Below are 12,285 nucleotides of genomic sequence, written 5' to 3'. Positions count from 1 at the left end.
GACTGCCAGTCGGCTGTTAGAGGAGCCTGGCTGAGAACAAGGTGGAACGCGTCATGGATGAGGGCGTGAAGGCTTCAGCCCCGAGAGACGCATACGAGGCTAAACGGGGGGCGATCGCCATCCTCCCGTTGGCCTTCGGGGCCAGCGTGTATGGCTTGGCCTTCGGTTTCCTGGCCGTACAGGTAGGTTTCCCATGGTGGGGCGTCGCGATCATGAGCGCCTCTACCCATGCGGGCTCTTCGCAGATCATCGCGGTTGAGCAGTTCGCTTCCACAGGTGTCGTGTTGGGCGCGGTTCTGGCCGGTGCGTCACTGAACCTGCGCTATGTCGGCATCATCGCCTCTTTATCCGAGGTGCTGGCCGGCTTGTCGCTGAGGAAAAAGCTCTTCGCCATCCACATTACTGGCGACGAGAACTGGGCTTTGACGATGTCCGAGCGGGCAAAGTCCCCCGATGTCGGAGCACCATTCCTCATAGGCTCAGGGCTGGTGAATATCTCCATGTGGACAGCCTCCACGACGCTCGGGGCTTTGCTTGGCGCCGCGCTGCCCGATCTCGGACGCTTTGGCCTGAGCTTCGCGTTCACGGCGGCCTTCATTGCAATGGCGCGAGGTCTGTGGCGGGGACGTTCCCAAGCCCTGCCATGGACCATGGCCGCGGCAGCGACCATGGCCGTCATCTCGCTCGGCATGCCCAAAGCTTACGGGATCATCGTCGGCGCATTCTTCGGCTTGGTGGTGATCTCCTTGAAGCGCAGGATCGAGGCGGCAGCCTGATGAGCGCTTCGCACTGGGCTGTCGTCGGTTTGCTCGTCGTGGCTGCGTTTGCGATCCGGGTCGCCGGGTTGATTGCCGGTGAGCGAATTAGGGTTTCCAGGCAGGCTTGGGTTCTGGACGAGTTGCCTGGGCTGATCGTGGTCAGCTTGGTCGCTTCGTCGTTGATCGGTCAGCCACCTCCAACCTGGATCGCGGCCGGTGTCGCGCTGGGTGCAGCGATCGCCACGAACCAGGTCATCGTGGCGATGGTATTGGGAATGCTCGCCTACGCAGGTCTGGGGTGGCTTGGCTCGTAAGTGCCGATCATCTGCGAGAAGGAGCTATGGGGAGGCCAGCAGTCGTCCAGTCAGGCTGCGAACGTCGATGGCCCGCACTCACGATCCGAGGACCGCGGGTCCTTGCCTACGCAACAGCCTCCACGGTCAAATCGCGGCCATTGAACTGCACCGTTTCCCCGGCTCGCGCGCCTTCGATCGCCTCGTAGATCGGGGCCATCGTCGAGATGCCCATCAGTTCCTGCCCATGACAAATGAACCTGCCAGTCGAGACCGAAATGACGAAGTGCTTGCCGGACAGCTTGACGACGGCGCCTTCCGAGACTTCTGACTTCGGTCCAAAATCGATCGTCCGAAGCTTGTCGAGCTTATCAACATAGTCATCGAGAGTGTCATCGAGCGCCTCAGCGAAATCGCTCGCCACCTCGGCTTGCGCCTGCTCGTCGTTCTCGATCGGCTCGCTGCGATCGAGGCGCGCGGTGGAAACGTAATCCAGATACTTCTCGCGAGCGCTTTTCAGTGCCGCTGTCTCAAGAGACAGCATGGTCTCGCGAATGTGGTCCTTATTCCAGTCCATCTCTGCCTCGTTATCGCTGACCTGAAAGGGAAATCCCATCCTTCGTTCGGGTCCAATTTGTTCCCGCACGCTGCGCCGACCTCATTCGTCGGGAATCACGTCTTCGCCCTGGTAGGGAATCCTTATCAGCCGGGGATCCCGAATAATGCTCGTCACGAGCCAGACGTATGATTGTTCTGCTGTATCGAAGCCAAGGATGCTGAAGGCTCCCCCGAACGGGCATGCCGGGAAGTCTGGGAAGCCTTCCCGCAGAACGTAACGCTCAGGGTCGCGATCAAACTCGCTTTTATAGACCTTGCGCAGCCCATGCTTGCTCGGCACGTCCGCGTCACCGGCCGGAGATGTTTCACGATGCTCAAGAAGCCGTTCGGACAGGTCGCGGTGGCATATCTCGTCGAACACATCGAAGGCATCGATCAGCAGACCTTTGTGCTCGGTCGCCGGGTCGGTGATGGCGTAGATGTTCGATGCGTCTTCGGCTCCATCGCCGCTTTCGAGGCGTACCGCGGCATCGACACGGATGCTGCATGCGTCGAGGGTCGATCCGAGCTCGAGATCGACGAGAGCGCCGTCCTTCACACGGTACTCTCGGTCATAGCCCTTAGCCACGAAAGACTGCACGGCGTCCAGAACGTCTGTCACTTGAGTTGTCATCAACGCACCTCGAGTTCGGATTGTAAGGGTTGCGCGCCGACCGAAGGCGCGCATTGGCGCGGTGACCGACCAGCACGGAAGGTGCGGAGCGCCATCACAGCCACTTGGCTCGCTTGAAGCGGACGAACAGGAAAAGACAGAACGTCAGCATCAGGCCGAGCACGACGAAGTAGCCGTACGCTGTGTCCAGCTCCGGCATGTTCCTGAAGTTCATTCCATATATCCCCGCGATAGCCGTAGGGACCGCGAGTATCGCCGCCCATGCAGCGAGTTGGCGTGTGATGACGCCTGTCCTTTGCGCCTCGAGAAGGCTGCTGAATTCGAAGACCGTGGACAGCACCTGGAGGAGGCCATCGACCATGGACTGGACGCGGTCGACGTGGTCGGCAACGTCGTTGAAATACGGCCGCACCTCAGCGCTGATACACGGGAAATGTCCGCGAACAAGCTTGCGCACCAGTTCCGCCATAGCGCCAAGGGTTCGCTGGAAACGGGTCAATTCGCACCGCAAGCCGAAGATGCGCGCGACCTCCTCCCGCCCCAGGAAGTCGTCGAGCGATCGCCTCTCCATCGCGAGGACGTCGTCTTCGATCATTTCGAAGATCGGCAGATACTGATCGACGATGCGGTGAAGGATGGCGTGCAGGACGTAATCGACACCCTTACCAAACTGAGCAGGCGAACCCTCAAGCTGCTCGCGAAGATTGCCGAGCGCTCCGGCGTTGCCGTGACGCACGGTGATCAGATGGTTGTGACCAGTGAAGATCGCCGTCTTGCCGTAGCGTATGCGGTCCCCGACCAGCTCGGCCGTCTGAGCGACGACGTAAAGCTCGCCGTTATAGACTTCGAGCTTCGGCGGGCACATCGGGTGCATCGCGTTATCGATCGCCAATGGATGCAGATTGTAGGTCGCCTGAAGCGCCCTGAGTTCGCTGACCGAAGGCTCGCTGAGCCCGATCCAGCAGAAGCCAGATCGGTTCTTGTCGAGTTCGATCCGCTCGTCGATAGCGACCTCGCGGATGCGGCGACCCTCGTTGTAATAATAAGCGGCGATGACGCTCATGCGGGCCTCGCCGGGATGACCAGGCCCCGCTGCACGGCTGGTCGAGCGAGGCCGCGATCCAACCAACCCCGGACGTTCCGATGATCGGCGATGCGCAACAGGTCGCCGGCGTCATAGGTGCCGACCAGGGCATTGACCCAGCCGAGCGTCGCGATGTCGGCGATGGAATAGTCGTCGACGATCCACTCGCGCCCATCAAGCTGGCGATCCAAGATTCCCAGCAGGCGCTTCGACTCGTCGGCGAACCGTTGCTGAGGCCGCTTGTCTTCGTAGTCCTTTCCGCCCCAGCGCAGGAAGAAGCCCAGCTGACCGAACATCGGGCCGATCGCAGACATCTGGAAGAATACCCAGCTCAGCACCTCATAGCGCCTGGCTTGTCCCGGTGGGATCAGCCGGCCCGTCTTCTCGGCAAGGTAAACGAGGATCGCACCGGACTCCCAAACCCCGAGCGGCTCACCATCGGGGCCTGACGGATCGATGATCGCAGGGATCCGCCCGTTTGGGTTCAGCGACACGAATGCGGGGTCTTTGGTCTCGTTTTTGCTGATGTCGATAAAGTGCGGCTCGTATGGCAGCCCGGTCTCCTCAAGCATGATGGACACCTTGACGCCGTTGGGCGTGGGCGCCGCATAGAGTTGCAGGAGATCAGGATTGGAGGCAGGCCAGCGCTCGGTGATCGGATATGACGAAAGGTCTGGCATGCTGGGGCAATCCTACCAAATCGATGGCCGGCAAGCGGCATGACCGCTTGAGGGGCCGTTCGAGGACCGCATCGTTCGCCGATGCGGTCCCATTGCTTGCGATGCAGAGCGCTATGTCGCGATAGGCGCTGCAGCTATTCAGCTGCCGCTCCGGTGGTAGGCTGGGTAGCACCAGCGTCGTCACGCTTGGGGAGCACCCAATTCGCGCGCGGGAAATGGCACGTGTAACCGCCCGGGCGCTTCTCGAGATAGTCTTGGTGCTCCGGCTCCGCTTCCCAGAAATCGCCGACGGGCTCGACTTCGGTGACGACTTTTCCGTCCCACAGTCCGGAGGCGTCGACGTCGGCGATCGTCTCCTCGGCGACCCGTTTCTGCTCCTCGTCGACATAGTAGATGCCTGATCGATAGGAGAGGCCGCGATCGTTGCCTTGCCGATCTTTCGTCGTCGGGTCGTGGATCTGGAAGAAGTATTCGAGGATGTTGCGGTAGCTTGTCGCTGCCGGGTCGAAAATGATCTCGATCCCTTCAGCGTGAGTGCCGTGATTGCGATAGGTGGCGTTCGGGACGTCGCCACCGGTGTATCCGACGCGGGTCGACACGATGCCGGGCTGCTTGCGGATCAGATCCTGCATGCCCCAAAAACATCCGCCTGCGAGAACAGCGCGCTGATGCATGTTACGCCTCCTCCACCTGATCGAGATACTCGCCGTAGCCCTCGGCTTCCATCTCATCGCGCGGGATGAAGCGAAGGGCGGCCGAGTTGATGCAATACCGCAGTCCGCCACGGTCGGCCGGACCGTCGGGGAACACGTGGCCGAGATGGCTGTCGCCATGGACCGATCGAACTTCCGTCCGGACCATGCCGTGAGAACTGTCCCGCACCTCGTTCACGTGCGCGGGGACGATAGGCTTGGTGAAGCTGGGCCAGCCGGATTTCGACTCGAACTTGTCCGTCGATGCGAAAAGCGGCTCGCCGGACACGACATCGACGTAGATGCCCGGTTCCTTGTTGTCGTTGTATTCACCGGTGAAGGCCCGCTCCGTGCCGTCTTCCTGAGTGATCCGGCGTTGCTCGGGGGTCAGGCGGTCGATCGCTGCCTGAGACTTTTCAAACTTCATGATCGTCTCCAATACTTGGTTACAGGGCCAGGCACATTACGGACATCTTATCTTGCTTGACGGTCGCCTCGACTATCGCAGTGCCAAATATATTTATCCAATACGCTGTGCGTATAGTTTCGATAGCTCCGCTGTGTCAGCGGTGTTCAGTTCCACGCGTATCTGGCCGCCAGCTGCGCGATCTTTCGGATCTCAACCGGCGCCGTGGAGCCGGAGACCGTCGCGATCACGACCTCTCGTTCGAGGACGAACCCGTCGATAGGGCGGGTAACCAGACCTTGGGCTGTAGCCGACCGCTCCGGAAGGATGCATATGGCCTCGCCTTCGGCGACGACCCGTTGCACCCAATCGTCACGATCGGACCGGAAGCGCGGTCGCATCAGCACCTCCCGTCGTGCGAAATGGTCTAGGATCTGCTCGCGAAACTCACACTTCAGACGATCGACGAACGGGAACTCCAACAGGTCCTCGCCGCGCACGATATCGCTCGCCGCGAGCGGGTGCTTTGCGGAACAGCCGAGCACGAAGCGCTCGCGGAACAGAGGTCGCACATCAAGCTTGCGGTCCGGCCGCGTCTCGCGTGGCAGGATGCATGCGTGATACTTGCCCGACAGCACCTCCGATGTGTCTTCACTCGCCCCAAGCGAATGCATCTTGATCTCGATCGATGGCACCTCGGCCAACGCGCTCTCGAAAAAAGTCGTGAAAAGCTTCGGCCCGACGGTCGGAGCGACGGCTACGTCCAAGACCCGGTGCCTTCCCATGGCCCAGTTCTCAGAATGATGCCGAACACTTTTCATCGCGACTAACATGCGCCGAAACTCAGCCTCCACGTCCTGGCCAAGGCCGGTGAGACGGCTGTTCTTCCCATCGCGATAAATGAGCGGACCGCCGAGTTCTTCCTCCAAGCGGCGGATCGCGCGTGTCAGACTTGGCTGGGACACACCGCTCAACCGCGCCGCTGCTGTAAAATTCAGCGTCTCGGCCAAGTTGATGAAATAGCTGACCTGATTGAGTTCCATAGCCCTTCGGCCTGCGCGCCCTGACTGATGCCGCTTCCAGGACCGGTCTTTTCGACCGCCACCAGAAGTATGCGCGACGCATATAATCACGCTTTAGGGGCTTGTCTATATGCACCACGCATATAAAAAGAATGTCTTGGACGGCTAGTCCGGGCCTGATGGCGCTTCCGCCAGGGCCCAAGGGTTCCGGTGCACCCACTAAGTCGCCGTGGGAGGCTCGACGCTTATGACAGGAACACCGTTCACGTTTCCCGGTGGTGGAGGCTCTGATCTAACCGGGTATTTGGAGGCGCCCGAAGGTACGCCTCGCGGCTGGGCTATTTTCGCCCATTGCTTCACTTGCGGGAAAGACAGCCGCGCCGCCGTGTACATCGCACGCGCCCTCTCGCGGGCTGGCATCGGCGTCTTGCGGTTCGACTTCGCCGGCACAGGGATCGAGAGTTCTGCGGATGAGGCGATAAGCTTCGCTTCCGACGTCGATGATCTTAAGGCCGCCGCGGAGGCCATGGCTGTCGCCGGTAAGGCGCCCTCCCTCCTTGTCGGACACAGCCTGGGTGGCACGGCTGCGATCGTAGCCGCCGCCGACTTGCCGGATATCGCGGCGGTAGTGACGATCGGCGCCCCGGCTGACCTTCAGCATATATTGCGCGTCTTTCAACCTGCCGACCTAGACGCGATAGCGAGCGAGGGCGAGGCATCTGTGGAGATTGCTGGCAGGCCCTTCCTGATCCGCCGCAGTTTCCTGGAAACGGTCGACGAAGTGGACATCGAGAGGTCTATCGCTGCCCTTCGACGTCCGGTGCTTGTGATGCATTCACCGGTGGATCAAGTCGTGGGTATCGAGCACGCCTCGCGCATCTTCGTCGCGTCGCGCCATCCCAAGAGCTTTGTTTCGCTCGACACGGCCGATCACCTTCTCACCGATGTCGAAGATGCGAATTACGTCTCAGCTATGGTCGCAGCGTGGGCAAGCCGCTTCCTGCCGCCGCTCGCGGCGGACCTTCCACAAGTCGAGTTAGCGAATGGAGTCGTGGCGTCGGAAACGTTGGCGGGGAAGTTCCAACTCACGGTCCGTAGTGGCGGGCACACGCTGTTCGCCGATGAACCAGAATCGGTCGGAGGTCTCGGCAGCGGGCTGTCTCCTTACGAACTGGTGTCGGCCGGACTGGCCGCCTGCACGGTGATGACAATGCGTCTTTACGCGAACCGCAAAGGCTTTCCGCTGGAGCGAGCGACGACGACCGTGCGACACGAGAAAGTGGCGGACATGGTGCCTCCCGACCGCTTCACGCGCACCGTCTTTCTCGACGGGCCGCTCAACGATGAACAGCGGGCGCGCATACTGGAAATCGCGGATCGGTGTCCGGTCGACCTGACACTCGTCCGAGGCTCGGATGTGCAGACCCAACTTTCGAACAATGCGCAGCCTGCAGGTGCGGCGCCGGCGATCTGATGTGGTGCACATAGCGGAGGTTGATCGGATGCAGAGTCTGCCCACTACTGACCAAACGCCGACACGAACCGAGCGAGCGATACTTGCGGGTGGATGTTTTTGGGGCCTCGAAGATTTACTTCGCCGCGCGAAGGGCGTCGTGACGACGCGTGTGGGCTACATCGGCGGCGAACTGCCGGACCCGACTTACACGAGACACCATGGTCATGCGGAAGCGGTGGAGGTCACGTTTGATCCTTCGATACTGACGTATCGTGCTCTCCTGGAACTCTTCTTCCAAATCCACGATCCGACGACATACGAGCAACAAGGTAGCGACGTCGGACCAAGCTATCGGTCCGCGATTTTCTACACGTCCGAAAAGCAGATGGACGTTGCTCTGGAGACAATCGCCGAGATCGAAGCGTCGGGTCGCTGGCCGGGACCTGTCGTGTCAGAGATCAACCCGGAAGAGCCGTTCTGGGAGGCCGAGCCAGAGCATCAGCAGTACCTCCAGCGTCGACCCGGCGGCTATAGCTGCCACTTCGAGCGACCGGCCTGGCGACTGGACCGAGCGAAACGATGAGCACGCAGGGACGGTCATCAACGATACGCACGCGATGGCGCTCGCCCCGCGTCGCTAGGTCAGCCGGGTTCTTGCGATGATACCCGAATACGCAATCGCCGGCTTGTGGGGGCTTTTGTCAGGAAGCGGACTTCTGGTGGGGGCGGTACTTGCGGACGTGCTGTACGGGCGACTCACTCACCGCATGATCTCAGCGGTGATGGGCTTCGGTGGTGGTGTGTTGATTGCCGTGGTCGCTACCGAACTCATAGGTGATCGCGTGTCGGCTGGCATGGGACCCTTGGCGATCTTTGCGCTGCTCGCAGGGGCCGCAATCTTCAGCGGCACAAACTGGTTTCTCTCTCGGCGGGGCGCGAAGCATCGAAAGCGATGCGGTGAATGCACCGAGCAGGCCACTGAACAGGAGCACCGCGGCAGCGGTGCTGCGATTGCGCTCGGCAGCGTTCTCGACGGCATTCCAGAGGCCCTCGTGATTGGGATGTCCGTGGCTGGCGGAGGCAAGATCAGCCTTGCAGTAGTGGCAGGCTTCTTTTTGGCTAATGTGCCACAGGGTCTATCGAGCACTTCCGGAATGAAGGTCGCGGGCCGATCGCGAAGCTATATCTACGCGGTCTGGATCGGTATTCCGCTACTTGTTTGCATCGCCGCCGGTACGGGAAACCTTCTGCTCGGCTCGGCGTCCACTCAAGCCCCTGCCATTCTGTCGTTCGCAGCTGGCGCGGTCATAGCGATGCTGGCGGAGGCCATGATCCCCGAGGCTTTCGAGAAGGCGCCGCCGTTCATAGGTCTGATCACGGTCGTGGGGTTCCTGGCGGCGTATCTCATCGCTCAACACTGAAACCTGCGAATTCCGGAGCCCTAAGCCTCGCCGCCGTTCTCGCGATCTACCCCGCGCTCGTGCAATTCGGCATCGATCGGGCAATTCGTGCAGCCCTCGTAACAGCACAAACGGCAGATGCGGTAGGAATGCTCGAGGTTTTCCAAGCGGTCGCGCAGCACGCGTTCAGCAATGCTGTAAAGGGCGTCCAACTCGGTAGGGGTGAGGATCGATAGTCCCTCAGCGATCACCTTGTCGCGCGACGCCAAGACCGCATCGCTCGCGACCTTGCCAGCCTCTGTAAGATGGAGGGACCGCGTGCGCCCGTCAGTCGAATGCTCACGCCGCTCGACCAATCCCTCCGTCGACAAACGGTCCACCAAGCGGACGGTCGCGGCATGGGAAAGTCCCACCCCAACTGACAGCATGCGGATCGATAGCCCTGGCTTATGGGCAATCAACGCAAGCGCCGAGGCGGCGGGTCCAGCTTCTGGCGCCCGCGATGAACTAGCGCGAACGATGTCGTCGCTGATCATGAGTGCGAACGCCCCAAAGATATTTCGATCTCGAGGTCCATCCATTGCCCCATCTATATGTGCGCGAAGCATAGACAGCAAGCCATACCCCTGCGGCGCTGGGGGATTGTGGCAAACCGAAAGGCGCGCCTTTACAGTGGTTTAGGATACGCTGCGGATGGCGCGGAAGATTGAAATACAGGACTTCGATCGTCGGGTCACACAAAATGGCGATACCTGGCGGCTATGGATCGGGGTGGGCTGTCGTGATTTCGGCTGCCTGACGGCCGAATCACATCACGCCTGCGCCAGGTGCCACCCCTCGTCGGCACCTAACGGAGGGATCCGGGGGCTTGCTTTCTGAGATGCACCTCGACCGTCTCACCGCGTCCGACCACCACAGTGTCAATCTCGCTAAGAAACAAGCCGTGCTCCATGACGCCGGGGATGGCATCGATCGCTCCGGCGATCTCGATCGGCCGAAGGGCCTTGCCGAAGGCTGCATCCAAGATGTGATTGCTCTGGTCTGTGATGAATGGTTCTCCGCCGACCGAGCGAAGCGTCACACTGGCTCCGAGCTTGGCAAGATGCGTTCGAACGAACTCGCTCGCGAAGGGCACGACTTCGACCGGCAGAGGAAACTCGCCGAGTCGTCGAACGACTTTGCTAGCGTCTACGATCACGATCATCCGGCTAGAAGCGGCGGCCACGACCTTCTCTCGGAGCAAGGCGCCGCCGCCGCCTTTGATCGCCTGAAAGTGGCAGTCGATCTCGTCAGCGCCGTCGATCGTGAGGTCTACCGAACTGAACTGCTCAAAAGGAACGAGCGGCACCGCGAGACGACGAGCGAACATTTCGGTCGCTCGGGAGGTGGCGACAGCGGTGATGCGAAGGCCCTGCCGAATGCGGTCGCTCAGGCTCTTAATGGCATAGGCTGTTGTGCTTCCGGTCCCAAGGCCAACGAACATGCCATCTTCGATCTCGTCGACTGCTCTGGCCGCAGCCAGCCTCTTCTCTGCTTCTTGGGAAAACATCTAACGCCACTTCATCTCGCCGGTATGCGTGCCTTCACCAGGTCGATTGTGAAACTGGGCAGCGCAAATCTGATCCTCGATGCCGACATTGCCTCGTTGACCTACAGCCTGCAGACGGATAGGTCTATGCGTGACGCATACATAATGCGGATGGTCTGATCGGCAAGCTTTCGCTGCCGGAGTGCACCTCCGGGTGCCAGTCGGCACTGAGCGAAGTGCATATGCCGTAACTATCTCGGCGAACCAGGGGACACAGGCATGACGGTCAAGGTCGCAATCAACGGTTTCGGTCGGATCGGACGACTAGCTTTAAGGTCGATCGTCGAACTACGGCGTGAGGACATCGAGGTGGTTGCGATCAACGACCTCGGGCCGGTTGCTACGTTGGCGCACCTCCTGAAATACGATTCAGTTCACGGCCCCTTTCAAGGATCAATAGCCACCGGCGAAGACTGGATCGACGTCGGGTCTGGTAAAATCCAAGTATCTTCAGAGCGCGATCCATCAAAGCTTCCGCATGATGAGCTTGGAGTGGACGTAGCGCTCGAATGCACAGGTCTGTTTACCTCCAGGGAGAAGGCTGAATCGCACATCCGTGCGGGAGCAAAGCGCGTGCTCGTCTCCGCGCCCAGCGAGGGGGCAGACAAGACGATCGTCTTCAAGGTCAATCACGAAACGCTGACAACCGATGATGTCGTCGTATCGAATGGCTCATGCACCACGAATGTCCTCGCCCCCGTCGCGAAGATCCTGAACGATCTATGTGGCATTGAGCGGGGCTACATGACCACGGTTCACGCCTATACCGGTGACCAACCGACGCTAGATACGGTGCATAAGGATCTCTACCGCGCACGGGCAGCCGCGCTGTCGATGATCCCAACCTCGACCGGAGCCGCGAACGCAATCGGACGCGTGCTGCCAGAACTGAAAGGCAAGCTCCATGGCTCGTCAATCCGCGTGCCAACGCCGAACGTATCGGTCGTCGATCTCGCTATTTCCGCATCCCGGGAGGTCACGATCGACGAAGTGAACGACGCCATTCGTCAGGCTGCGAGTGGTCCTATGAGTGGGGTGCTCGCTTACACGACAGAGCCATTGGTGTCTGTGGATCTGACCCACCGGACCGAATCCTCGATCGTCGCGCTACCCCAGACCGATGTCGTCGATGGCCGGATGGTTCGCGTGCTTGCTTGGTACGACAACGAGTGGAGCTTTGCGACACGCATGGCGGATGTCGCCGTGGTGATGGCGAAGCTCATCTAGCGGATCGGTTGCGGGAAAAGTCGGATCTTGGCGACAAGATGCGTTCGCGAAACGGAGGCATTGAACATGAATGGGCCACTAGCACGTGCAGCGAGAGCGCTCATTCAGTGGCCGCGATCACATGTCGCCAAGATCGCAGGCTTGGAGGAAGAGGCGCTAGCTCAATTCGAAGCCGGCGCCAGCGTGTTTGCAGCCTCGGATCTGACGCGGCTGCGGGACGCGCTCGAACGCGGCGGCGCGGTCTTCATCGGCGAGGACAATAGTGGAGGGCTCGGCGTGAGGCTCAAGTTCAACGCCAAGGATGTGCGTGCGATCAATCGGATGGAGGGCGAAGGTGGGCCGGTAGGCACCGACGACGTCTAAGCCTTCCAGCGAACGCTTGTACTCCGGCACGAGGCTCGACACCGGCCCACAGATATTGTATGCGAGACGCATATATTGCGTGAGT

16 protein-coding genes are annotated in these 12,285 nt (G+C 60.6%); 7 read left to right on the top strand and 9 right to left on the bottom strand.

The annotated features are described in order from the left end of the window. The first annotated feature begins 53 nt into the window (after positions 1-53). A complete protein-coding gene (locus tag BT98_RS0100285; protein ID WP_051544221.1) occupies positions 54-776 on the top strand; it encodes an AzlC family ABC transporter permease in 723 nt (240 codons plus the stop codon). After that, positions 776-1,072: an AzlD domain-containing protein gene (locus BT98_RS0100280; RefSeq protein WP_027297095.1), complete on the top strand. Its 297-nt coding sequence runs from the start codon at positions 776-778 to the stop codon at positions 1,070-1,072. The genes BT98_RS0100285 and BT98_RS0100280 overlap by 1 nt, the downstream gene beginning before the upstream one ends. A 106-nt stretch (positions 1,073-1,178) precedes the next feature. Here BT98_RS0100280 and BT98_RS0100275 read toward each other — a convergent pair whose 3' ends face one another. The 7 genes from BT98_RS0100275 to BT98_RS0100245 all read right to left on the bottom strand — a co-directional run bounded on the left by BT98_RS0100275 (position 1,179) and on the right by BT98_RS0100245 (position 6,187). Next, positions 1,179-1,628, bottom strand: coding sequence for a hypothetical protein (locus BT98_RS0100275; protein ID WP_027297094.1), 450 nt, complete (start codon positions 1,626-1,628; stop codon positions 1,179-1,181). A gap of 81 nt (positions 1,629-1,709) precedes the next feature. Further along, entirely contained in the window at positions 1,710-2,270 is a 561-nt protein-coding gene (locus tag BT98_RS0100270) for a hypothetical protein (protein ID WP_230450757.1), read from the bottom strand. 106 nt (positions 2,271-2,376) lie between these two features. Then, positions 2,377-3,345 (bottom strand): magnesium and cobalt transport protein CorA, encoded by a 969-nt coding sequence (locus BT98_RS0100265; protein WP_027297092.1) that lies wholly within the window; start codon positions 3,343-3,345, stop codon positions 2,377-2,379. Beyond that, positions 3,342-4,046 (bottom strand): glutathione S-transferase N-terminal domain-containing protein, encoded by a 705-nt coding sequence (locus tag BT98_RS0100260; RefSeq protein ID WP_027297091.1) that lies wholly within the window; start codon positions 4,044-4,046, stop codon positions 3,342-3,344. Before BT98_RS0100260 ends, BT98_RS0100265 begins: the two co-directional genes overlap by 4 nt. A gap of 134 nt (positions 4,047-4,180) precedes the next feature. After that, positions 4,181-4,720: a peptide-methionine (S)-S-oxide reductase MsrA gene (gene msrA / locus BT98_RS0100255; protein WP_027297090.1), complete on the bottom strand. Its 540-nt coding sequence runs from the start codon at positions 4,718-4,720 to the stop codon at positions 4,181-4,183. 1 nt (position 4,721) lies between these two features. After that, on the bottom strand, positions 4,722-5,165 hold the full coding sequence (msrB, locus tag BT98_RS0100250) for a peptide-methionine (R)-S-oxide reductase MsrB (protein WP_024350804.1): 444 nt from the start codon (positions 5,163-5,165) through the stop codon (positions 4,722-4,724). A gap of 146 nt (positions 5,166-5,311) precedes the next feature. Further along, complete coding sequence (locus tag BT98_RS0100245; protein ID WP_027297089.1) at positions 5,312-6,187, bottom strand: LysR family transcriptional regulator; 876 nt, start codon at positions 6,185-6,187, stop codon at positions 5,312-5,314. Between the two features lie 226 nt (positions 6,188-6,413). Between BT98_RS0100245 and BT98_RS0100240 the strand changes: the two genes are divergently transcribed. The 3 genes from BT98_RS0100240 (at position 6,414) to BT98_RS0100235 (ending at position 9,043) form a co-directional block, all read left to right on the top strand. After that, entirely contained in the window at positions 6,414-7,640 is a 1,227-nt protein-coding gene (locus tag BT98_RS0100240; protein ID WP_027297088.1) for a bifunctional alpha/beta hydrolase/OsmC family protein, read from the top strand. A gap of 28 nt (positions 7,641-7,668) precedes the next feature. After that, complete coding sequence (gene msrA, locus BT98_RS26425; RefSeq protein WP_072492901.1) at positions 7,669-8,205, top strand: peptide-methionine (S)-S-oxide reductase MsrA; 537 nt, start codon at positions 7,669-7,671, stop codon at positions 8,203-8,205. Between the two features lie 76 nt (positions 8,206-8,281). Next, positions 8,282-9,043 carry a ZIP family metal transporter gene (locus tag BT98_RS0100235; protein ID WP_051544219.1) on the top strand — a complete coding sequence of 254 codons (762 nt, stop codon included), beginning with the start codon at positions 8,282-8,284 and terminating at the stop codon, positions 9,041-9,043. A gap of 20 nt (positions 9,044-9,063) precedes the next feature. Here the strand turns inward: BT98_RS0100235 and BT98_RS0100230 are convergent, their stop codons facing one another. Together BT98_RS0100230 and rpiA are read right to left on the bottom strand one after the other, a co-directional pair. Further along, positions 9,064-9,558, bottom strand: a complete 495-nt coding sequence (locus BT98_RS0100230) for a MarR family winged helix-turn-helix transcriptional regulator (RefSeq protein ID WP_230450755.1) — start codon at positions 9,556-9,558, stop codon at positions 9,064-9,066. Between the two features lie 311 nt (positions 9,559-9,869). Further along, positions 9,870-10,505, bottom strand: a complete 636-nt coding sequence (rpiA, locus tag BT98_RS0100225; protein WP_230453149.1) for a ribose-5-phosphate isomerase RpiA — start codon at positions 10,503-10,505, stop codon at positions 9,870-9,872. 324 nt (positions 10,506-10,829) lie between these two features. Here rpiA and gap point away from each other — a divergent pair, with 324 nt between their 5' ends. Beyond that, complete coding sequence (gene gap / locus BT98_RS22650; RefSeq protein WP_037249475.1) at positions 10,830-11,837, top strand: type I glyceraldehyde-3-phosphate dehydrogenase; 1,008 nt, start codon at positions 10,830-10,832, stop codon at positions 11,835-11,837. 141 nt (positions 11,838-11,978) lie between these two features. After that, complete coding sequence (locus BT98_RS0100210) at positions 11,979-12,200, top strand: XRE family transcriptional regulator (RefSeq protein WP_197430705.1); 222 nt, start codon at positions 11,979-11,981, stop codon at positions 12,198-12,200. Positions 12,201-12,285 lie beyond the last annotated feature (85 nt).

Source organism: Roseomonas mucosa ATCC BAA-692 (assembly GCF_000622225.1).
In the GTDB taxonomy this organism is placed as follows: domain Bacteria; phylum Pseudomonadota; class Alphaproteobacteria; order Acetobacterales; family Acetobacteraceae; genus Roseomonas; species Roseomonas mucosa.
The sequence above is the reverse complement of the archived record's forward strand: the minus strand, read 5'-3'. Positions and strand labels throughout refer to the sequence as shown.

Bases quoted from the DNA above. Each gene is read 5' to 3' on its own strand.
- BT98_RS0100235 (WP_051544219.1), top strand. From the start codon at position 8,282: ATGATACCCGAATACGCAATCGCCGGCTTGTGGGGGCTTTTGTCAGGA.
- rpiA (WP_230453149.1), bottom strand. From the start codon at position 10,505: ATGTTCGTTGGCCTTGGGACCGGAAGCACAACAGCCTATGCCATTAAG.
- msrB (WP_024350804.1), bottom strand. From the start codon at position 5,165: ATGAAGTTTGAAAAGTCTCAGGCAGCGATCGACCGCCTGACCCCCGAG.
- msrA (WP_072492901.1), top strand. From the start codon at position 7,669: ATGCAGAGTCTGCCCACTACTGACCAAACGCCGACACGAACCGAGCGA.
- BT98_RS0100245 (WP_027297089.1), bottom strand. From the start codon at position 6,187: ATGGAACTCAATCAGGTCAGCTATTTCATCAACTTGGCCGAGACGCTG.
- gap (WP_037249475.1), top strand. From the start codon at position 10,830: ATGACGGTCAAGGTCGCAATCAACGGTTTCGGTCGGATCGGACGACTA.
- BT98_RS0100230 (WP_230450755.1), bottom strand. From the start codon at position 9,558: ATGATCAGCGACGACATCGTTCGCGCTAGTTCATCGCGGGCGCCAGAA.
- msrA (WP_027297090.1), bottom strand. From the start codon at position 4,720: ATGCATCAGCGCGCTGTTCTCGCAGGCGGATGTTTTTGGGGCATGCAG.
- BT98_RS0100260 (WP_027297091.1), bottom strand. From the start codon at position 4,046: ATGCCAGACCTTTCGTCATATCCGATCACCGAGCGCTGGCCTGCCTCC.
- BT98_RS0100240 (WP_027297088.1), top strand. From the start codon at position 6,414: ATGACAGGAACACCGTTCACGTTTCCCGGTGGTGGAGGCTCTGATCTA.
- BT98_RS0100265 (WP_027297092.1), bottom strand. From the start codon at position 3,345: ATGAGCGTCATCGCCGCTTATTATTACAACGAGGGTCGCCGCATCCGC.
- BT98_RS0100280 (WP_027297095.1), top strand. From the start codon at position 776: ATGAGCGCTTCGCACTGGGCTGTCGTCGGTTTGCTCGTCGTGGCTGCG.
- BT98_RS0100285 (WP_051544221.1), top strand. From the start codon at position 54: ATGGATGAGGGCGTGAAGGCTTCAGCCCCGAGAGACGCATACGAGGCT.
- BT98_RS0100275 (WP_027297094.1), bottom strand. From the start codon at position 1,628: ATGGACTGGAATAAGGACCACATTCGCGAGACCATGCTGTCTCTTGAG.